Here is a 20,376-nt window from a genome sequence, read left to right on the forward strand (position 1 = left end):
GCCACACCCCACAGACCCTCCCGGTCCGTCCATTCCGCCCCGGCATAATCCCTCCCCCAGGGCGCCGGGCCCAAAAAGAGGGGCGTCGCCGGTCCCCCCGGCGGCGCCCCTTAATTTTTCCGCTTGAAAGAGCGGCGCGGTTTACCCGGCCAGCGCCTTTTTCACCAACTCGTTCACCACCTGCGGGTTGGCCTTGCCCTGCATCGCCTTCATCGTCTGGCCGACGAAGAAGCCGAACAGCGCTTCCTTGCCGCCGCGATATTGTTCGACCTTGTCGGCATTGTTGGCGAGCACAGTGGCGACGGCCGCTTCGATCGCGCCGGTGTCGCTGGTCTGCTTCAGACCCTTTTCCTCGACGATCTTGCCGGGCGCGTCGCCGGTTTCCAGCATGATCTCGAACACCTGCTTGGCCAGCGATCCCGACAGCGTACCGTCCGCGACCAGCGCCAGCAATTCGGCGGCCTGCGCCGGACTGACCGGGCTGTCCTCCAGGCTTTTGCCAAGCCGGTTGAGCGCACCATAGAGGTCCGACAACAGCCAGTTGGCCGCTGCCTTGGCGACGTCGCTCTCGCTCTTCTTCTGGGCGGCGGCGCTCTCCGTCAGCAGTGTCTCGAACCAACGTGCCGTGTCTGCGTCGGCGGTCAGGGTCGCGGCGTTATAGGGCGACAGGCCCAGCGCCTGCTCATAGCGCTTGCGCTTGACGTCGGGCAGTTCGGGCAGCGAGGCGCGGCATTCGTCCAGAAAGGCGTCGTCCAGCACCAGCGGCAACAGGTCAGGATCGGGGAAGTAGCGATAATCGTGTGCGTCCTCCTTCGACCGCATCGAGCGCGTCTCATTCTTGTCCGGGTCGTAGAGGCGGGTTTCCTGCACGATCTTGCCGCCGGCCTCCAGCACATCGACCTGACGGCTCGCCTCCCGCTCCACCACGGCCATGACGAAGCGCACCGAGTTGACGTTTTTCGTCTCGGTCCGCGTCCCCAGTTCACCGCCCGGCTTGCGCACCGAGACGTTGACGTCGGCGCGCATCGAACCCTGATCCATATTGCCATCGCAGGAGCCCACATAGCGCAGGATCGTCCGCAGCTTCGCCAGATAAGCCCCGGCTTCGGCGGGAGAACGCATGTCCGGCCGCGACACGATTTCCATCAGCGCGACGCCCGAGCGGTTCAGGTCGACATAAGAGCTGGTCGGATGCTGGTCATGCATCAGCTTGCCCGCATCCTGCTCGACATGGATGCGCTCGACGCCGATCACCTTGGTGCTGGTATCCGGGTTCTTTTCGTCCAGCACGATCTCGATCTGACCCTCGCCCACAATCGGATGATAGAGCTGGCTGATCTGATAGCCCTGCGGCAAATCGGCGTAGAAATAATTTTTCCGATCGAAGCGCGACCATTTGTTGATCTGCGCGTCAATCGCCATGCCGGTACGCACCGCCTGGCGGATACATTCGCGGTTAGGCACGGGCAACATGCCGGGCATCGCCGCATCGACCAGCGACACCTGCGTATTCGGCTCCGCCCCGAACGCTGTCGCCGCGCCGGAAAACAGCTTGGCATTCGACGTCACCTGCGCATGGACCTCCAGGCCGACCACGACCTCCCACTCACCGGTTGCGCCCTGGATGCGATAGTCACTCATAATCTTGGTTCCGTTCGGGCTGAGCCTGTCGAAGCCCAGTCCTTTCTTGAAGAAAAAAGCAGCCCTTCGACAAGCTCAGGGCGAACGGGAATATAGGTTACCACCACTTGTCCGGCCGCGCGACGAAGCCAGCCCGTTCCTCGATCGCCAGCCCGGCGTTCAGCACCGTTTGCTCGTCCAGCGCCTTGCCAATGATCTGCAAGCCCAACGGCAGGCCCTGGCTGTCCAGACCGCCCGGCACGCTCATCGCGGGCAGCCCAGCGAGTGAGGCCGGCACGGTGAACACGTCGTTCAGATACATGGCCAACGGATCGGCCTGCTTTTCGCCCAGCGTGAAGGCCGCACTGGGCGCAGTCGGCGTCAGCAGCAGGTCGCATTGCTCGAATGCCCGGTCAAAGTCGCGCGCGATCAGCGCCCGGACCTTCTGCGCCTGGGTATAATAAGCGTCGTAGAAACCGGCCGACAGCACATAGGTGCCAATCATGATGCGGCGCTTGACCTCCGGCCCGAAACCCGCGGCGCGGGTCGCCGCATACATGTCCTGCAAGCCCGCGCCATCGGGCAGGTCGCGCTGGCCATAGCGCACGCCGTCATAGCGGGCGAGGTTGGATGACGCTTCGGCGGGCGCGATGATATAATAGGTCGGCAGCGCATATTTGGTATGCGGCAGCGACACTTCTACCACGTTCGCGCCTGCGTCCTTGAGCCAAGCGATGCCCTTGTCCCACAAAGCCGCAATTTCCGCGTTCAGACCATCGGGGCGATATTCCTTGGGGATGCCGACCGTCTTGCCGCGCAGGTCGCTGGACAGGTTTGCTTCCCACTGAGGCACGGCCAAATCAAGGCTGGTGGAATCCTTGGGATCGAAACCCGCCATCACTTCCAGCAGCAACGCATTGTCGCGCACGGTGCGCGCCATCGGCCCGGCCTGATCGAGCGAACTCGCAAACGCCACGATGCCCCAGCGCGAACAGCGGCCATAGGTCGGCTTGATGCCCGAAATGCCGGTGAAGGCGGCAGGCTGGCGGATCGAACCGCCGGTATCCGTACCGGTCGCCGCCGGGCAGAGCCGCGCGGAAATGGCGGACGAAGAGCCGCCCGAAGAGCCACCGGGCGCCAGCGCCGCATTGTCACCGCCGCCGCGCTTCCACGGGGAAATGACATTGCCAAAATAGCTGGTCTCGTTGGACGATCCCATGGCGAACTGATCCAGGTTCAGCTTGCCCAGCATCCCCGCGCCCGCCGCCCACAGCTTGCCCGACACGGTCGATTCATAGGTCGGCACAAAGCCTTCCAGCATGTGCGACGCGGCGGTGGTCTGCACGCCCTCTGTGCAGAACAGATCCTTCATGCCGATCGGCACGCCGGCCAGCGCGCCCAGCGTTTCGCCAACGGCCTTCGCCTTGTCCGCAGCATCGGCAGCGGCCAGCGCCTTTTCCGGCGTTTCGACGATGAAGGCGTTAAGCGCCTTGGCCGCCGCGACATTGGCGTTGAAACCTTCGGCCACTTCGCGCGCTGAAAAATCACCAGCGCGGAATCCGTCGCGGATTTCGGCTACGGTCAGGTCAGTAAGATTGGTCACTCGATCACCTTGGGAACGGCAAAAAAGCCATGCTCGGCCTGGGGCGCATTGACCAGCACCTTGTCGCGGACATTGCCGTCAGTCACGGCGTCCACGCGCAGGCGTTGGGTATTGGGGATGACGGCGGTCATCGGCTCTATGCCGGTGACGTCCACCTCGCCCAGTTGCTCCACCCAGCCAAGGATGTTGTTGAGTTCAGGCACCATCGCTTGCGCTTCGGCGTCAGTCACCGAAATGCGCGAGAGGCTGGCGATCTTTTTTACGGTTTGAAGGTCTATCGACATGGCTCCGCCGCTAGCACTCGGTTTAACCCGCTTCAAGGGGCGACCTGCCGACCATGGTTCATCTTGCGCCGCCGCGGCGGTTGGGCCAGACAGGCGGCAGAAAGGCGGGACGGGTTCCGGCCAACATCGGAGAGCAGTCGTGGCGCGCAAATTCCTCTATGTCATCGCTGGCCTTGTGGTGCTGGTGATCGCCGCGCTGCTGATCTATCGCATCTGGGGGATGCAGCTGATCCGCGCGGTCATGGTGCCGCGAGAGGCGTTTAGCGACCTGAAGCCCCTGCCCGCCGACGCCTATGACGGACAGGCGATGTGGATCGCCCGGCCGGATATCGTGAAGGACAATCCCGCACTGTGGACGCCGCAGGGGATCAAGGGCGCGCCCGTGCCGGAAAAGGCAGCGGTGTTCTTCATCCACCCAACCAGCTACATCACCACCTTTGGCGACGCCCATTGGAACGCGCCGATCGGCGAGAAGGAGGCTGACGCAACCGCGCGCCGCTTCGTCACCGGGCAGGCCAGCGCCTTCAACGCGGTGGGCAATGTGTGGGCGCCGCGTTATCGCCAGGCCAATTATGGCGCCTTCCTGACCGACGGGCCGGAGGGCGACAAGGCGCTGGCCGCGGCCTATCGCGACGTGGCCCAGGCTTTTGCCGCCTTCCTGAAAGCCAATCCCACCGGGCCGCTGATCCTCGCCGGGCATAGCCAGGGGTCGCGCCACCTGCTGCAATTGCTGCGCGAGCAAGTCGCAGGCAAGCCGGTCGCGGACCGGGTTGCGGCGGTCTATGCCGTGGGCTGGCCGATTTCGGTAGAGGCGGACCTGCCCGCACTCGGCCTGCCCGCCTGTGCGCGGGCGCGCCAAGCGCACTGCATCGTGAGCTGGCAAAGCTATGCCGAACCGGCTGATCCTTCGGCGGTGATCGAAACCTTCGGCAAGAAAACCGGCTATAGCGGCAAGCCGCGCAAGGGCACGCACATGCTCTGCACCAACCCCCTCACCGGCGCGTTCAACGGCGCGGCCCCGGCCAGCGCCAATCGCGGCACGCTCGACAGCCGGGAAGAAGGAAAGCCCCCGCGCCTCCTGTCAGGCATCGTGCCTGCACGCTGCGACACCAGCGGCGTGCTGATGATCGGCGAGCCTGTGGACATGGGTCCGTTCACCCTGCCCGGCAACAACTACCATGTTTACGATTACAGCCTGTTCTGGGCCAATGTCCGCGACGATGCCCGGCAACGGCTGGCGGCGTTCGTCAAATCATGAGCTTGCTGACCACGGACCGCGTGGCCTTTCGCGAGTGCCTGCCCGACGGCGGGCGGCTGATCGGCATGGATGTCGGGACCAAGACGATCGGGCTGGCGCTGTGCGACGATCGCTGGTCGATCGCCAGTCCCGCCCACACGATCAGCCGCGGCAAGTTTACCAAGGACAAGATCGCCATCGCCGCCTTTATCGCGGAGCAGCAGGTCAAGGGTATCGTCATCGGCCTGCCGCTCAACCTGGACGGCACCGGCAGCCCACGCAGCCAGTCCAGCCGCGCCTTTGCGCAGAACCTCCTCGATCTGGGCCTGCCCATCCTGCTGTGGGACGAACGCTGGTCGACCCAGGCCGTCACCCGCACCCTGCTGGAAGCCGACGCCAGCCGCGCCCGGCGCGAGGTGCTGGTCGACAAGCTGGCGGCGAGTTACATTTTGCAGGGCGCGATCGACGGGCTGGTGGCGGGGCTTTAGGGTTGACACCACATCCGTTCGTTTCGAGCGAAGTCGAGAAACGGATAGGACAGCAATCTCATTTTAGTGGCGCTGAACTTGGCTCTGCCCCGTTTCTCGACACGCTCGAAACGAACGGAGCTTGGTGTAATCTCAATTCCCGTCCCGCCCATACACATCGGGCAAAAACTGCACCCCCTGCGCCGTGGGAACCGCCGTCAGATAAGTGAGATACACCGGCACCGGCTGAGGCAATGGCTGATGCTGTTCCGGCGCGCTACCCTCCGCCACCGGTTGCTTGCCGAAGAACCAGCGGCCCAGACGCTGGGCATCCTCCAGCCGGACGCAGCCATTGCTGAAATGGCGCGCGGGTTTGGCGAACAGGTCGCGCGACGGGGTATCGTGCAGGTAGATGCCAAGGTCATTGGGGAACATGAACTTGACCCGGCCCATCGCATTGTCGCCGCCGGGCAACTGACGAACGCGCACTTCGCTGCGCCCCGCCGCGACCGCGCGCCAGTCGATCGCGCTTTGGGCGAGTGGCGCAGGATTGGCGCTCCAGTCGGCCAGCGCTTCATAATGCAGGCCTTTGAGCGATGCGCCATTCAGGATTTTGGGCGCGACCCGGCTTTGCACCAGGTCAGGCGGGATGTTCCAATAGGGGTTGAGCGTGGCGTAGCGGATCATCCCCGCCATCATCGGCGTCTGCGTGTCCTTCGCGCCCGCCACGACCTTCATCGTGCCGTCGAGCGAACCCTTGCTGTAATACCATAGGCGCGCCGAGGCGGCATCGACCACGACATGGCGCACCCAGGGTCCAGGGAGCAGCCGCGTCCGCTCCATATTGAGCGCCAGCAGCCGCTCATAATAGGACGCGCCCCGGTTGAGCGCGACAATGGTCTGCGCGCCAGCGACGCCATCAGCGTTGAGGCCATGGTCGCTCTGAAAGCTGCGCACCCGCGCCATCAGCACCCTATCATAGGCAGTGCCGTCGGGCAGGCCGAGCCGGTGGCGCAGCAACGCGATCTCTGGCACGCGACCACCGGGGCGCAGCTTGACGCCCTCCGGCACGGTCACGTCGGGCAGGTCGCCCCATTTCGCCTGATAGTCGGCGCGGGCGGTGCGCAGCTGCATGTAGAAGGGACTCATCCAGCCTGCGGTCTGGATATAGTCGGTCAGCGACGGGGTGATGGCGGCGGCGCGCAGCAGATCGGACGGATCGGGATCGCGCGGCTCGACCTCCGGGTCGAGATAGCGCATCCCCATGCCGCGCGCCGGGCGACGCATGTCCGCGACCAGCGCGGCGAACGCCTTGGACAGAGCGAGGTCAGCGCGGGCCAATGCCTTGGGGGTCGGGCTGGCGTCGGCTTCCTCTATCAGGCGCTGGAGGCCGCGCGGGTCATAGTCGCGCGGGTCGAGGCCATCGACATCGACGCTGGCGATCAGCGCCAGCAGCGCGTCGGCCTGCGGCCCGATCGCGTCCTTTTCGACCCAGAGCGGCCAATAGCCACGGGGCGCGTAAAATTCCTTGAGCTTGCCGCTGACGCCTGCGCGGATTTCGGTCGCGACGCTGGCCTTCGCGGCCTCGGCGGGCGCTGCCGGCTGGGCGCGCGCGGCCAGCGGCGTGACGGCGCACGCGGCCAGCAGCAGCGCGAGGGGCAAGGTACGGGCGCGGCGGTGGTGCCGCGCCCGGTTCAACTTACGGATCAGCCGCGTTCTCCGCGACGGGGCGCTGGCGGCGGGGGTGGCGGCGGGCAAGGCGGACCCTGCACGGCGTGATACATGCCGTCCGACGTATAATAGCCATCGACATAGCCGTCGCCATCGCGGTCGGCGGCAACGGTGCCAGCGATCGCGCCGGGGCCGACGGGCGGCGCGACGGTGACGGGGGCTTCATTCGTCGCGCAGGCGCTCAGTGCGAACAACCCGGCAGCAGCCAAAGCCATATGGTTGATTTTCATATCTTCTCCCTGGGCGCGATGGCGGGGATCGCCGGACGCCGCGTTAAACCTCTTGCCGCAGCGGTTGCGACAGCAGCTACGACGCGGGGCCAACGTGCGAACCGCGCAAAAAATCCATTACCGTAGCGAAATGACGGCGAATAGTGGCTTAACCACGATAATGCGTCGAAAACGCCGAAAAATCAGTCCTGAACCCAATCGGCGGACGCAATGCCCTGCGCATAAAGCAGCACCGACAGGTCGCCATGGACGATCTCCGCCGCCGCCGCCGCCCGCGTCTTGGGCTTGGCATGATAGGCAACGCCCAGCCCTGCCCCCTCGATCATCGGAATGTCGTTCGCACCATCGCCCACGGCCAGCGTCAGCGCGCGGTCGATGCCGCCCGCGATCATCGCTTCCAGTTCCGCCCGCTTGCGCGCGGCGTCGACGATCGGGCGGGAGACGGTGCCGAGCAGCGCGCCATCGGCAATCTCCAGCACATTGGCGACGGCGGCGTCGAAGCCGATCTCCTCCGCCACTGGTCCGGTAAAGCGGGTGAAGCCGCCCGACACCAGCAGCGCCCGTGCGCCGCGCGCCTTCATCGTGCGGACCAGCGCCTTGGCCCCCGGCATGATCGTCACCCGCTCGGCGCGGCAGCGGTCGATGGCGCTATCGTCCAGCCCCTTGAGCAAAGCGACCCGCTCGTCCAGCGCGCCCGCAAAGTCCAGTTCGCCGCGCATCGCCCGTTCGGTGATCTCGGCGATCTGCGGCTTGATCCCGGCATAGTCGGCCAGTTCGTCGATACATTCGACGGTGATCATGGTCGAATCCATGTCGGCGATGATCAGCGCCTTTTCGCGGGTGGCTTGCGGCTGGACGATGATGTCGATCCCCTGCCCCAGATCGGTCAGCGCCGCGCGGGCCGCAACCGGATCGGCGGCGAAGAAGATATCGGCGGCCTTGTCAGCGTCGAGCCATAAAGTATCGCCCGGCTGGCAACCCGATTGGGCAAGCCGATCGAGCGCCTGCGCAATATCCCCCTGCCCCATCGAGGCGCTTGCCACTAAGGTCGCGACGAACATGCTTATCTCCGAACCACAACAGGGCGAATCCCGCCCACGGGTCGCGCTTATTGCCGGGCCGACCGCCAGCGGCAAGAGCGCGCTTGCCATTGCGCTGGCCAAGGCCACGGGCGGCGTCGTCATCAATGCCGACGCCAGTCAGGTCTATGCCGACCTTGCCATCCTGTCCGCCCGGCCTTCGCCAGAGGAAATGGGCGATGTGCCGCACCGGCTGTTCGGTCATATCGACGGGGCGGAAGCCTGCACGGCACCACGCTGGGCGGCGGAGGCGAAGGCGGAGATTGCCGCCGCCCATGACGCGGGCCGCCTGCCGGTGCTGGTCGGCGGGACCGGCCTCTATATCCGCACCTTGCTGGACGGGATCGCCCCGGTGCCGGAGATCGACCCGGAGATTCGCGCGACGGTGCGGGCGCTGCCGGTCGCCGACGCCCATGCGGCGCTGAGCGTCGAGGATCCCGAAGCCGCCGCCCGCCTCGCCCCTGCCGATACGACGCGGGTGGCGCGGGCGCTGGAGGTGGTGCGATCGACCGGCAGGCCGCTCAAAGCCTGGCAGCAGCATAAGAGCGGCGGGATTGGCGACACGATCAGCCTGTCGCCGATGATCCTGCTGCCGCCGCGCGACTGGCTGATGGAGCGGTGCGACCGGCGGTTCGGGCTGATGATGGAGCAAGGTGCGGTGGCGGAAGTGGAGGCGTTGCTGGCCCGCAATCTCAACCCCGACCTGCCGGTGATGCGGGCGATTGGCGTGCCGGACATCCGCGGCTGGATCAAAGGCGACACTGAGCTGGACAGTGCAATCGAAAAAGGCCGGCTGGCGACGCGGCAATATGCCAAGCGGCAATATACCTGGTTCTCCAACCAGCCGCCGCCGGGCTGGGCGCGCGAGAGGCGATATATTGATGACAAAATTATCGGTGAATTAGTAATTAAATTACAACAATAATATTTGACACGTCATTTTATGTCAGATAGTGGCCGCCACCTTGCCATTTCGCGTCGCATGACGCAAAGGGCGCGGCTTGAACAATGCGAAGGAATCTATCGTGGCCGAAAAGAGCGGCGCGGACATTTTGGTCGAATGCCTGTTGGATCTGGGCGTCGAAGTCGTGTTCGGCTATCCGGGCGGCGCAGTGCTGCCCATTTACGATGCGCTCTTCAATCATCCCACGATCAAGCATGTGCTGGTCCGCCACGAACAGGGCGCGACCCATATGGCGGAGGGCTATGCCCGGTCGACCGGCAAGCCCGGCGTCGTCCTGGTCACGTCGGGTCCCGGCGCGACCAATGCGGTCACCGGCATCACCGACGCGCTGATGGATTCGATCCCCATGGTCGTCATCACCGGCCAGGTTCCAACCCAACTAATCGGCACCGACGCCTTTCAGGAAGCGGACACGGTCGGCATCACGCGCCACTGCACCAAGCATAATTATCTGGTGAAAGACCCGGCCAAACTGGCGGGCGTCATTCATGAGGCGTTCCATATCGCCACCACCGGTCGCCCCGGCCCGGTCGTCATCGACATTCCAAAGAATGTCCAGATCGCTACGGCACCCTACAAGCGTCCCGAACCGGTCGCCCATGCCAGCTATCACCCGCAGACCAAGGCGGACGCCGCCGGGATCGACGCGGCCGTCGAGATGCTGGCGGCCGCCGAACGCCCGGTTTTCTATACCGGTGGCGGCGTCATCAACAGCGGGCCGGAAGCCTCCACCCTGCTGCGCGAACTGGCCGCGATGACCGGTGCGCCCGTCACCTCCACGCTGATGGGTCTGGGCGCCTATCCCGCAACCGGGCCGCAATGGCTGGGGATGCTGGGGATGCACGGCACCTATGAAGCCAATTTTGCGATGAACAAGGCGGACCTGATCATCTGTGTCGGCGCACGCTTCGATGACCGGGTGACCGGCCGTCTGGACGCCTTCGCGCCCAACAGCCGCAAGGTCCATATCGATATCGATCGCAGCAGCATCAACAAGATCGTCGATGTCGATGTCGCCATCGTCGCCGACGTTGGCAGCGCGCTGAGCGACATGGTGGCGCTGTGGAAGGCACGCGGTCATGAAGCCGCCGACCTGTCGGCCTGGTGGGCGCAGATCGATGGCTGGCGCGCGAAAAAGTCGCTCGACTATGCCGAGAACGCGACCGAGATCATGCCCCAGCGCGCGATCGCGGACCTGTACAAGGCATGCACCGCGACCGGCAAGGACATCATCATCACCACCGAAGTCGGCCAGCACCAGATGTGGGCGGCGCAGCATTTCGGTTTCGACGCGCCCAATAAATGGCTGACGTCGGGTGGCCTTGGCACAATGGGCTATGGCTTCCCCGCCGCCATCGGCGCGCAGATGGGCAATCCCGACAGTCTGGTCATCTGCGTCGCGGGCGATGCGTCGATCCAGATGAATATTCAGGAAATGGGGACGGCCAGCCAATATCGCCTGCCGGTCAAGATCTTCATCCTGAACAATGAATATATGGGCATGGTCCGCCAGTGGCAGGAACTGACCTATCAGAGCCGCTATTCCAACAGCTATTCCGACAGCCTGCCCGATTTCGTGAAGCTGGCCGAAGCCTATGGCTGGACCGGCATCCGCATCGACGGACCGGATGATCTGGAAAGCGGCATCCGCGCCATGATCGACACGCCCGGCCCGGTGATCGTCGATTGCCGCGTGGCTAAGCTGTCCAACTGTTTCCCGATGATCCCGTCGGGCGCGGCGCATACCGAAATGCTGCTCGATCCCAGCCAGGTGAAGGGCAGCATGACGGACGAAGCCAAGGCGCTAGTGTGACCCAACACCTAAAACTGCGCATCCACGTTACGGAACCCTGGGATTTCGAGCGGAACGCGGGCAGCGCCGAGCTGACCGGCTGGACCATCGACCATGCCGACCCGGACAATGAGGAATGGGAAGTGCATCTGGACCATGGGTTCGAGCATCATGAGCGGCACATCGGCACATTGCTGATCGGTCCGCGCTATGTGGGCGAGCATCTGAGCCGAATGTTCGACGCGGTAACGGGCTTTCCCGTCCGCCTCGCCCACCGGCAGGATGGCGGCTGGCACTATGCCTTTACGGCGATGATTTCGGAACGGGCAGACCATAAAGGTGCCCATGAAGATACGGACAACGGGACAAGCATCTGATGCATATTCAGGAAGAACTGAGTCAGCGACACGTCCTGTCGCTGACCGTCTCCAACGAGGCGGGCATATTGGCGCGCATCGCGGGCCTGTTCACCGCGCGCGGCTATAATATCGACAGCCTGACCGTGGCCGACATCACCCAGGACCATGGCGTCAGCCGCATCACCATCGTCACCAACGGCCCGCCCAAGGTGATCGACCAGATCATGGCGCAGCTTGACCGGCTGGTCCCGGTCCACAAGGTTACCGACCTGACCGAGAGCGGCCCCTTCGTCGAGCGCGAACTGGCGCTGGTCAAGGTGGCGGGCGTGGGCGAGGACCGGATCGAGGCGCTGCGCCTGGCCGACGTGTTCCGCGCCAAGGTGGTCGACACGACGATCGAAAGCTTCATTTTCGAGATTACCGGCACCACCGACAAGGTGGACAATTTTGTTGGCCTGATGCGCCAGATCGGCCTGGTCGAGGTTGGCCGCACCGGCGTTGTCGGCCTGATCCGGGGGAAAGAAGCGATTTAACGAATTCCCGCTCCCCGGCGGGGAGAGGGTTGCGCAGCCTTGGCAGTCGATTCAGAGGCACGTGACTCTGATCGACTGCCTAGGCGAAGCTGGGAGAGGGGGCAGCGACGTTCGTCCGTCCAAAGCCCCTCTCCAACTTCATCTAGGCCCGGCTGCGCCAGGCCAAGATTTCATATCCTCTCCCCGGCGGGGCGAGGAGATTTGTTCGAGGGAAGAGACACTCATGAAGGTTTATTACGATCACGACGCGGACATCGGCCTGATCAAGGGCAAGAAGGTCGCCATTCTGGGCTATGGGTCGCAGGGCCATGCCCATGCGCAGAATCTGCGCGACAGCGGCGTGGCCGAAGTCGCCATCGCCCTGCGCCCCGGTTCCGGCAGCGCGAAGAAGGCGGAAGGCGCGGGCTTCAAGGTATTGCCGAATGCGGAAGCCGCCGCTTGGGCCGACGTCCTCATGATCCTCGCCCCCGACGAGCATCAGGCCGCCATCTATGCCGACGACATCCACGCCAATCTGCGCCCCGGCGCGGCGCTGGCCTTCGCCCATGGCCTGAACGTCCATTTCGGCCTGATCGAGCCGCGCAAGGACATTGACGTCATCATGATCGCGCCCAAGGGTCCGGGCCACACCGTGCGTAGCGAATATCAGCGCGGCGGCGGCGTCCCCTGCCTGATCGCCGTCTATCAGGACGCGACCGGCAACGCCCATGACATCGCCTTGTCCTACGCCAGCGGCGTGGGCGGTGGCCGCAGCGGCATCATCGAAACCAACTTCCGCGAAGAATGCGAAACCGACCTTTTCGGCGAGCAGGCCGTGCTGTGCGGCGGAGCCACCGCGCTGGTCCAGGCCGGTTTCGAAACGCTGGTCGAAGCCGGTTACGCACCGGAAATGGCCTATTTCGAGTGCCTGCACGAACTCAAGCTGATCGTCGACCTGATGTATGAAGGCGGCATCGCCAACATGCGCTATTCGATCAGCAACACAGCAGAGTATGGCGACATCAAGACCGGCCCGCGCATCATCACCGAAGAAACCAAGAAGGAAATGAAGCGCGTGCTGGCCGACATCCAGTCGGGCCGCTTCGTCAAGGACTTCGTCCTCGACAACCGCGCCGGCCAGCCGGAACTGAAAGCCAGCCGCATCGCCGCCAAGCGCCACCCGATCGAGGAAACCGGCGCAAAGCTGCGCGCGATGATGCCCTGGATCGCCGCCAACAAGCTGGTGGACCAGGAAAAGAATTAAGCCTTCTTCACCCCTCCCCTTCAGGGGAGGGGACGGGGGTGGGGCTGTGTCCCAAGCGCTGTCTCCAGACGACAAGCCCCACCCCAACCCCTCCCCTGAAGGGGAGGGGCTTAAAGGCGAACGATCCGTTTCCGGTTACGGCTCTGGAACAATTTAGGGGCGTAGCTTATTCAAGCTGCGCCCCTTGATCGTTTTGGAGAGTCCCCCATGCAAAAATATCTCATCCCCGCCGCCGCCCTGATCGCCCTGACCGGCGGCACCGTCCTGATCGCGCAGGGGCCGATGACCGCGCCCGGCACCAAGGATGCCGCTAAAGCGACCGGCGGCAGCTATACCGTCGATCCGGGCCATACCCAGGTCGTGTTCGCTTGGGACCATATGGGTTTCACCAGCAATATGGGCACCATCGCCGAACCGACCGGCACCCTGACCCTGGACAAGGCGAACCCGGCCGCATCCAAAGTGTCCGTCACCTTCACGATCGCCAATCTGCGCACGGGTGTGCCCAAGCTGGACGAGCATCTGATGAAGGCGGATTTCTTCGACGCCGCCAAATTCCCGACCGCGACCTTCGTATCGACCAGCGTGAAGCCCGACGGCGCGACCGGCGCGGACATCACCGGCAATCTGACGATCAAGGGCGTGACCAAGCCGGTGACGCTGGACGCTGAACTTTACGGCGCGGGCAAGGCCCCGGCGATGGCGGGCGGCAAGGAAAATGTCGGCTTCGTCGCGACCGGCGCCATCAAGCGCAGCGAGTTCGGCATGGGCTATGGCGTGCCGATGGTCGGCGATACTATCGAACTGAAGATCGTCGCCGCGTTCCAGAAGTAAGACGACTACCTACTCCCTCTCCGTCACCCCGGACTTGCTCCGGGGTCCAGAGCGTCCGGCGCTGTGCGTCGAACCCTGGATCCTGACTTTCGTCAGGATGACGGATCTGGGTTGGGCAATAACCACTGGACGCCCCGCCCCCAAACCGGCTACAAGCGTCCCCATCATGCAGAGCGCGACGCTTCTTCCCCTGCTACGACTTACACGCCCTTAGGCGTGGTTTTTGCGCTGCCTTTCGATTATGGGCAGCAACGATACGCCTAAGGGCTTCCTTTTCGCTGATCATCGTTAACCGGGCTGCGCGCCCTCAACGACCCGCGCGCCCGTTCGCAAAAGAAGTAGTAGTCCCATGATGCTGACCGATCCGTCCCAGAAATATCGCGCCTTCCCCCAGATCGACCTGCCCAATCGCCAATGGCCGGGCAATGTCATCACCTCGCCCCCGCGCTGGCTCTCGACCGACCTGCGCGATGGCAATCAGGCGCTGATCGACCCGATGAATGCGGAGAAAAAGAGCCGCTTTTTCGACTTGCTGGTCAAGGTCGGCGTCAAGGAGATTGAGGTTGGTTTCCCGTCGGCCGGTGCCACCGAGTTCGACTTCATCAGCGGGCTGGTGAAGGACGGGCGCATCCCCGACGATGTGATGGTGCAGGTGCTGACCCAGGCGCGCGAGGATTTGATCGCGACGACGTTTGAATCGCTGCGCGGCGCGAAGAAGGCGATCGTCCACGTTTATAACGCGGTGTCGCCCGCCTGGCGGCGGATCGTGTTCGGGATGGAGCGGCCGCAGATCAAGGAGATCGCCGTCACCGCCGCCAAGCTGCTGCGCGACAATGCAGCGGCCCAACCCGACACGGACTGGCATTTTGAATATTCGCCCGAAACCTTCTCCACTGCCGAGCTGGATTTCAGCCTGGAGTGCTGCGAGGCGGTGATGGATATTTTGATGCCGACGCCCGACAAGCCGCTGATCCTGAACCTGCCAGCGACGGTCGAATGCGCCACGCCGAACATCTATGCCGACCAGATCGAATGGATGTGCCGCCATATTTCGCGCCGCGACAGCGTCGTCATCTCGCTCCACCCGCATAATGATCGCGGCACTGGCGTGGCGGCGGCGGAACTGGGCCTGATGGCGGGCGCGGATCGGGTTGAAGGCTGCCTGTTCGGCAATGGCGAACGCACCGGCAATTGCGACATCGTGACCGTGGCGCTCAATATGTACACGCAGGGGATCAACCCCGGCCTGGATTTCAGCGACATTGACGAGGTCATCCAGACCGTCGAATATTGCAACCAGTTGCCGGTCCATCCGCGCCACCCCTATGCTGGCGAACTGGTGTTCACGGCCTTTTCCGGCAGCCATCAGGACGCGATCAAGAAAGGCTTTGCCGCACAGGAAGCACGCAACGACCTGATCTGGGACGTCCCCTATCTGCCGATCGATCCCAAGGATCTGGGCCGCGACTATGAAGCGGTGATCCGCGTCAATTCGCAGTCGGGCAAGGGCGGCGTCGCCTGGGTATTGCAGCAGGACAAGGGCTTCAAACTGCCCAAGCGGATGCAGGCCGATTTCAGCCGCGTGGTGCAGGGCATGGCCGACCATTCGAGCCGCGAACTCAATGCCGCGGATATCTGGACGGCGTTCCAGGACCATTATCGCCTGTGTGGCGAACAGGCCTATCGCCTGATCGATTATCATGAGGGCGGCGCGGCGGGCGACCGCATCTTCACCGGCAAGATTGCGCACAAGGGCGGCGAGCGGAGCATTTCGGGGCGTGGTAACGGCCTGCTCTCGTCGGTGCTGGCGGCGCTGCGCGACGAGTTGGGCGTCGAGCTGGAGATTGCCGACTATAGCGAACATGCGATCGGTTCGGGCAGCGACGTGAACGCCGCCGCCTATGTCGAATGCCGCACCCCGGACGGGCGTACGGTGTTTGGCGTGGGGACGGATGCGGACGTCGCGACGGCTTCGGTGCAGGCGGTGCTGTCGGCGGCGAATGCGGTGGCGCGGGGGTAAACCCACTTATCCGTTCGGGCTGAGCGAAGTCGAAGCCCCCCACTGAGCGAAGCGAAGTGCCTTCCCGCTGGTCGGGCGAGCCCTTCGACTTCGCTCAGGGCGAACGGAGATTATGTTTTACTTCGCCAGCGCCCGCACCACCGCATCCCACTGCGCCAGCGACTCCCCGATGCCCGCGACCGGCACCCGCTCGTTCAGGCCGTGGGCAAAGCCGTCCTCGGCCTTCATGAACAGGCTGGACACGCCGTAACTCGGCACGCCCAAGGCGCGGAAATAGAGGCTGTCGGTCGCGCCCGCCGACATGCCGGGCATCACGGTGATGCCCGGTGAACGGGCGGTCACCGCGTCGCGCACCGCCTTCATGACGTCCGCGCGCAGGGGCGACGCATCGCTGGCCAGCGGATCGCCCAGCGTGGTCACGGTTGCGCCGCTATCGGCAACCACCTTCACCAGTTCCGCCTTCACAGCCTCAATCGCCACGCCGGGGAAGATGCGGCAATTGACCATGACCTTCGCGCTTTGCGGCAGGGCGTTGAGCGCATGGCCCGCCTGCGCCATCGTCGCGACGCAGGTGGTGCGGACCTGGCCGACAAATTCCGGTTTGGTCGACAGCAGTTCCGCCGCCGCCGCGTCGCCCGTCTCCGCATAACGCCGCATCGCAGCGCCGACCTCGCCGCCGATCCGGCCCGCCGACAGGCTGAGCGACGCTTGGGTCAGTTCGTTACGCATCGGCGGGAATTGATAGGCCGCGATCCTGTCGATGGCCTTGGCCAGTCGATAGATCGGATTGCCCGGCGTCGGCGCGCTGCTATGCCCGCCCGGATCGGTAAAGCCGATCTCGAAATCGGCATAGGTTTTCTCGCCCGCCTGCAATTGATAGAGGACCGGCTTGCCGTCCTCATTCAGCAGCCCGCCGCCGCCATCGCCGTTCAGCAGCAATTCGGCGTCCTTATATTGGGCCGCCAGCGCCTTGGTCGTCACCATCGCGGTTTCTTCATCGCCTGACAGCAGCAGGGTGACGGTGCGGCGCGGGGTCCAGCCCTGCTTTTTCAGCTGCGCCAGCGTCGCGACCATCATCGCGACGTCATATTTATTATCCTCCGACCCACGCCCGAAAATATAGCCATTTTCTTCGACCGGCACGAAGGGATCACGGGTCCAGTCCGCCCGATCCGCCGCCACCACGTCCATATGGCCGATCATCAGCAGGGGTTTGAGCTTCGCATCGCGCCCCTTGATCGTCGCGGCCAGCGTTGCCGTCTCGCCCATCGGCGTGATGACGATGTCGGCATCGGCAAAGCCCGCCGCCTTCAACACCGACGCAAAATAAGCCGCCAGCTTTGGCACCTGCCCTGCCCCCTCCACCGTGCGAAAGGCGACCGAGCGCATCAATATGTCCTTCGCCACTGCCGGGTCCGCCGCCGCCATCGCGCCATGGGGCAGCATCAATGCCGCGCCCGTCATCGCCACTGTCATGCGCCGCAACATCATCTATTTGCACTCCCTGATGGACCGTGACGCCCTGTGTGGCATAGCGGATTGCGTCGGCCAATGCGTTTGACCCGACGACAGGCGGAAAGAGGGCCTCCTTATCCACCTTGTCCCCCCTCAAGATTTGCTTGCGCGCAATCGGCCCGGTCGATCCCATATCACCGGCCTACGCCCACAGGACGGTACAACATGGCCCTACCCTATCGCAGTTTCGGATTTCAGGTGCTGGTCGGCATGGTCGCGGGGCTGGCGCTGGGCCTTGTCGCGCGCCAGATCGGCGCGGGGCCGGACGGCGATCTCAACTGGCTGGCGACCACGCTCAAGACGGTCGGGTCGATCTTCGTCTCCTTGCTCAAGGCCATCGTGCCGCCCCTGGTGTTCGCCGCCATCGTCGCGTCGATCGCCAATCTGCGCGCGCTTGATAATGGCGCGCGGCTGGCTGGGCAGACATTGTTGTGGTTCGCCATCACCGCGCTGATCGCGGTCCTCATTGGCCTCGCCATCGGGATCGTCACCCAGCCGGGCGTGGGCCTGAGCAGCGCCGCGCTGGTCGCCAAGCCGCCATCGTCGGTCGGCGGCTGGCTCGATTTCCTCAAAGGGCTGGTGCCGGGCAACAGCCTGGCGCTGTCAGGCAGCACTAAGATCGGCGAGGATGGCGCGGCCAGCACCAGCATCAGCTTCAACATATTGCAATTGCTGGTCATTGCCATCGCGATGGGCTTGGCGACGCTCAAAGTCGGGGAGAAGGCAGACCCCTTCCTCGCCTTCGTCCGATCGCTGCTGGCGGTAGTGCGTGCGCTGCTCGGCTGGGTCATCCGCCTGACACCGATCGGGTCGGCGGGGCTGATCGGCGCGGCTGTTGCCACCTATGGCTGGGACGCGCTGGCGCGGCTGGGCGTATTCACCGGCGCCATCTATCTGGGTTTGGGGATCGTCCTGCTGATCGTTTACCCCACGCTGCTGATCGCCCATGGTTTGAAGCCCCTGCCCTTCTTCGCCAAGGCCTGGCCCGCGATCCAGCTGGGCTTCGTCTCCCGCTCCTCGGTCGGCACCCTGCCCGTCACCGAAGCCGTGACCGAGCGGCTGGGCGTCGACAAAAGCTACGCCGTCTTCGCCATTCCGCTGGCGTCGACCACCAAGATGGACGGCTGCGCGTCCATCTACCCCGCATTGGCGGCGATCTTCGTCGCGGGCTTTTACGGCATCCCGCTGGGCGTGGTCGATTATGCGCTGATCGCGGTGGTATCGGTGATCGGCTCGGCGGCGACAGCAGGCCTGACCGGCGCGACCGTGATGCTGACGCTGACCCTGTCGACACTCGGCCTGCCGCTGGAGGGCGCGGGGCTGCTGCTGGCGATCGACCCGATTCTCGACATGGGCCGCACGGCGGTGAATGTCGCGGGGCAGGTGCTGGTGGGCGTGGTCGTCGCGAAGCGCGAGGGGATTTTGGACGAGGGCGCTTATTATGGAACGGGCGACTTGGCAGTTGCCTGACGGATTGACCTGAGCGCGCGCGAGGGCCATGGAACGCGCCATGTCAAATCATCAGGTGCATATCATCGGCGGCGGGTTGGCAGGTTCCGAGGCGGCGTGGCAATTGGCGCAGGCGGGGGTGAAAGTGCGCCTGTCGGAAATGCGGGGCGCGGGTGATATGTCTCCGGCGCATCAGACCGAGGGGCTGGCGGAGCTGGTCTGTTCCAACAGTTTCCGGTCCGACGATGCGGACAAGAATGCCGTGGGGCTGCTGCATCAGGAGATGCGGCGGCTCGATTCCGTCATCATGGCGCAGGCGGAACCGGCCAAGGTGCCGGCAGGCTCCGCGCTGGCGGTGGACCGGCATGTCTTTTCGGGCGGCGTCACCCGCGCGCTGGCCGAACATCCCAATGTGGAGATTATTCGCGAACGGATCGACACGCTCCCCACGTCGGGCATGACCATCGTGGCGACCGGGCCACTGACTGCGCCTGCGCTGGCGACCAGCATCGGCCAGGCGGCGGGGATGGAGCATCTGGCCTTTTTCGACGCGATCGCGCCGGTCATCCACCATGACAGCATCGACATGGACCAGTGCTGGATGGCCAATCGCTGGGACAAGATCGGTCCCGGCGGTGGCGAGGGGAAGGATTATATCAATTGCCCGATGAACCGGGAGCAATATGAGGCCTTCGTCCAGGGGCTGATCGACGGCGAAAAGACCGAGTTCAAGGAATGGGAGGCCAACACCCCCTATTTTGAGGGCTGTATGCCGATCGAGGTGATGGCGTCGCGCGGGCCGGAAACGCTGCGCCATGGGCCGATGAAGCCGATGGGGCTGGACAATCCGCGCACCGGCCGCTGGCCCTATGCGGTGGTTCAGTTGCGGCAGGACAATGCCAGCGGGACGCTGTGGAACATGGTCGGCTTCCAGACCAAGCTGAAACATGGCGCGCAGGTGGAACTGTTCCGCACGATACCGGGGCTGGAGAAGGCTGAATTTGCGCGGCTGGGCGGGCTGCACCGTAACACGTTCATCCAGTCGCCCAAATTGCTGGATGCGACTTTGCGGCTGAAAAGTGCGCCGCATATCCGCTTTGCCGGGCAGATGACGGGGTGTGAGGGCTATGTCGAGAGCGCGGCGATCGGCCTGCTGGCGGGGCGCTTCGCGGCGGCGGAATTACAGGGCCGGGTGATGACGCCCCCGCCCGCCGATACGGCGCTGGGCGCGCTGCTGGGCCATGTGACCGGCAATGTCGTGAGCGCGGACTATCAGCCGATGAACGTCAATTTCGGCCTGTTTCCCACGCTGGACGATGTGAAGAAGAAGCAGCGCAAGGAGGCGTACACGTCACGAGCACGGGCGTCGCTGGGGGCGTGGTTGGGGGAGATGGTGGGGGCGTAATCTCCCCACCC

General features: G+C 64.4%; 18 protein-coding genes. 11 read left to right on the plus strand and 7 right to left on the minus strand.

All coding sequences use genetic code 11. The features are described 5' to 3' along the window. Positions 1 to 141: 141 nt before the first annotated feature. From gatB to gatC, 3 genes are all read right to left on the minus strand, one after another. A complete protein-coding gene (gene gatB, locus Q0D44_RS13845) occupies positions 142 to 1,641 on the minus strand; it encodes an Asp-tRNA(Asn)/Glu-tRNA(Gln) amidotransferase subunit GatB (RefSeq protein WP_294137175.1) in 1,500 nt (499 codons plus the stop codon). Positions 1,642 to 1,738: 97 nt separating this feature from the next. Further along, positions 1,739 to 3,223, minus strand: a complete 1,485-nt coding sequence (gene gatA / locus Q0D44_RS13850; RefSeq protein ID WP_294137176.1) for an Asp-tRNA(Asn)/Glu-tRNA(Gln) amidotransferase subunit GatA — start codon at positions 3,221 to 3,223, stop codon at positions 1,739 to 1,741. Then, positions 3,220 to 3,507 (minus strand): Asp-tRNA(Asn)/Glu-tRNA(Gln) amidotransferase subunit GatC, encoded by a 288-nt coding sequence (gene gatC, locus Q0D44_RS13855; RefSeq protein WP_294137177.1) that lies wholly within the window; start codon positions 3,505 to 3,507, stop codon positions 3,220 to 3,222. Before gatC ends, gatA begins: the two co-directional genes overlap by 4 nt. Positions 3,508 to 3,646: 139 nt before the next feature. Between gatC and Q0D44_RS13860 the strand changes: the two genes are divergently transcribed. Together Q0D44_RS13860 and ruvX are read left to right on the plus strand one after the other, a co-directional pair. Beyond that, positions 3,647 to 4,765 (plus strand): DUF3089 domain-containing protein, encoded by a 1,119-nt coding sequence (locus Q0D44_RS13860; RefSeq protein ID WP_294137178.1) that lies wholly within the window; start codon positions 3,647 to 3,649, stop codon positions 4,763 to 4,765. 2 nt (positions 4,766 to 4,767) lie between these two features. Then, the gene (ruvX, locus tag Q0D44_RS13865; protein ID WP_182913848.1) at positions 4,768 to 5,232 is read left to right on the plus strand and encodes a Holliday junction resolvase RuvX; all 465 of its coding nucleotides are present in this window, start codon (positions 4,768 to 4,770) and stop codon (positions 5,230 to 5,232) included. 132 nt (positions 5,233 to 5,364) lie between these two features. Here ruvX and Q0D44_RS13870 read toward each other — a convergent pair whose 3' ends face one another. From Q0D44_RS13870 to serB, 3 genes are all read right to left on the minus strand, one after another. Next, positions 5,365 to 6,873, minus strand: coding sequence for a L,D-transpeptidase family protein (locus Q0D44_RS13870; protein WP_294137326.1), 1,509 nt, complete (start codon positions 6,871 to 6,873; stop codon positions 5,365 to 5,367). A gap of 44 nt (positions 6,874 to 6,917) precedes the next feature. Then, positions 6,918 to 7,172 carry a hypothetical protein gene (locus Q0D44_RS13875; RefSeq protein WP_294137180.1) on the minus strand — a complete coding sequence of 85 codons (255 nt, stop codon included), beginning with the start codon at positions 7,170 to 7,172 and terminating at the stop codon, positions 6,918 to 6,920. A 182-nt stretch (positions 7,173 to 7,354) separates the two neighbouring features. Beyond that, positions 7,355 to 8,233, minus strand: a complete 879-nt coding sequence (serB, locus tag Q0D44_RS13880; RefSeq protein WP_294137181.1) for a phosphoserine phosphatase SerB — start codon at positions 8,231 to 8,233, stop codon at positions 7,355 to 7,357. On the opposite strand from serB, the gene miaA reads away from it, so the two are divergent. The 7 genes from miaA to leuA all read left to right on the plus strand — a co-directional run bounded on the left by miaA (position 8,232) and on the right by leuA (position 15,996). Then, positions 8,232 to 9,176: a tRNA (adenosine(37)-N6)-dimethylallyltransferase MiaA gene (gene miaA, locus Q0D44_RS13885; protein WP_294137182.1), complete on the plus strand. Its 945-nt coding sequence runs from the start codon at positions 8,232 to 8,234 to the stop codon at positions 9,174 to 9,176. The genes serB and miaA overlap by 2 nt on opposite strands. A gap of 100 nt (positions 9,177 to 9,276) precedes the next feature. Further along, positions 9,277 to 11,028 (plus strand): acetolactate synthase 3 large subunit, encoded by a 1,752-nt coding sequence (locus tag Q0D44_RS13890; RefSeq protein ID WP_294137183.1) that lies wholly within the window; start codon positions 9,277 to 9,279, stop codon positions 11,026 to 11,028. After that, entirely contained in the window at positions 11,025 to 11,384 is a 360-nt protein-coding gene (locus tag Q0D44_RS13895; protein ID WP_294137185.1) for a hypothetical protein, read from the plus strand. Before Q0D44_RS13890 ends, Q0D44_RS13895 begins: the two co-directional genes overlap by 4 nt. Continuing rightward, complete coding sequence (ilvN, locus tag Q0D44_RS13900; protein ID WP_294137186.1) at positions 11,384 to 11,899, plus strand: acetolactate synthase small subunit; 516 nt, start codon at positions 11,384 to 11,386, stop codon at positions 11,897 to 11,899. The genes Q0D44_RS13895 and ilvN overlap by 1 nt, the downstream gene beginning before the upstream one ends. A 223-nt stretch (positions 11,900 to 12,122) precedes the next feature. Continuing rightward, positions 12,123 to 13,142, plus strand: a complete 1,020-nt coding sequence (ilvC, locus tag Q0D44_RS13905; protein WP_119744257.1) for a ketol-acid reductoisomerase — start codon at positions 12,123 to 12,125, stop codon at positions 13,140 to 13,142. 207 nt (positions 13,143 to 13,349) lie between these two features. After that, positions 13,350 to 13,976, plus strand: a complete 627-nt coding sequence (locus tag Q0D44_RS13910; RefSeq protein WP_294137191.1) for a YceI family protein — start codon at positions 13,350 to 13,352, stop codon at positions 13,974 to 13,976. A 349-nt stretch (positions 13,977 to 14,325) separates the two neighbouring features. Beyond that, complete coding sequence (gene leuA, locus Q0D44_RS13915) at positions 14,326 to 15,996, plus strand: 2-isopropylmalate synthase (protein ID WP_294137193.1); 1,671 nt, start codon at positions 14,326 to 14,328, stop codon at positions 15,994 to 15,996. Positions 15,997 to 16,113: 117 nt separating this feature from the next. Here the strand turns inward: leuA and Q0D44_RS13920 are convergent, their stop codons facing one another. Beyond that, positions 16,114 to 17,484: a M20/M25/M40 family metallo-hydrolase gene (locus tag Q0D44_RS13920; protein WP_294137327.1), complete on the minus strand. Its 1,371-nt coding sequence runs from the start codon at positions 17,482 to 17,484 to the stop codon at positions 16,114 to 16,116. Positions 17,485 to 17,676: 192 nt separating this feature from the next. Here Q0D44_RS13920 and Q0D44_RS13925 point away from each other — a divergent pair, with 192 nt between their 5' ends. Both Q0D44_RS13925 and trmFO read left to right on the plus strand, forming a co-directional pair. Continuing rightward, entirely contained in the window at positions 17,677 to 18,981 is a 1,305-nt protein-coding gene (locus Q0D44_RS13925; RefSeq protein ID WP_294137195.1) for a dicarboxylate/amino acid:cation symporter, read from the plus strand. 40 nt (positions 18,982 to 19,021) lie between these two features. After that, the gene (trmFO, locus tag Q0D44_RS13930) at positions 19,022 to 20,365 is read left to right on the plus strand and encodes a methylenetetrahydrofolate--tRNA-(uracil(54)-C(5))-methyltransferase (FADH(2)-oxidizing) TrmFO (protein ID WP_294137197.1); all 1,344 of its coding nucleotides are present in this window, start codon (positions 19,022 to 19,024) and stop codon (positions 20,363 to 20,365) included. The last annotated feature ends 11 nt before the right edge of the window (positions 20,366 to 20,376 follow it).

The sequence above is a fragment of the Sphingobium sp. genome (assembly GCA_023266575.1).
Classification (GTDB): Bacteria; Pseudomonadota; Alphaproteobacteria; order Sphingomonadales; family Sphingomonadaceae; genus Sphingobium.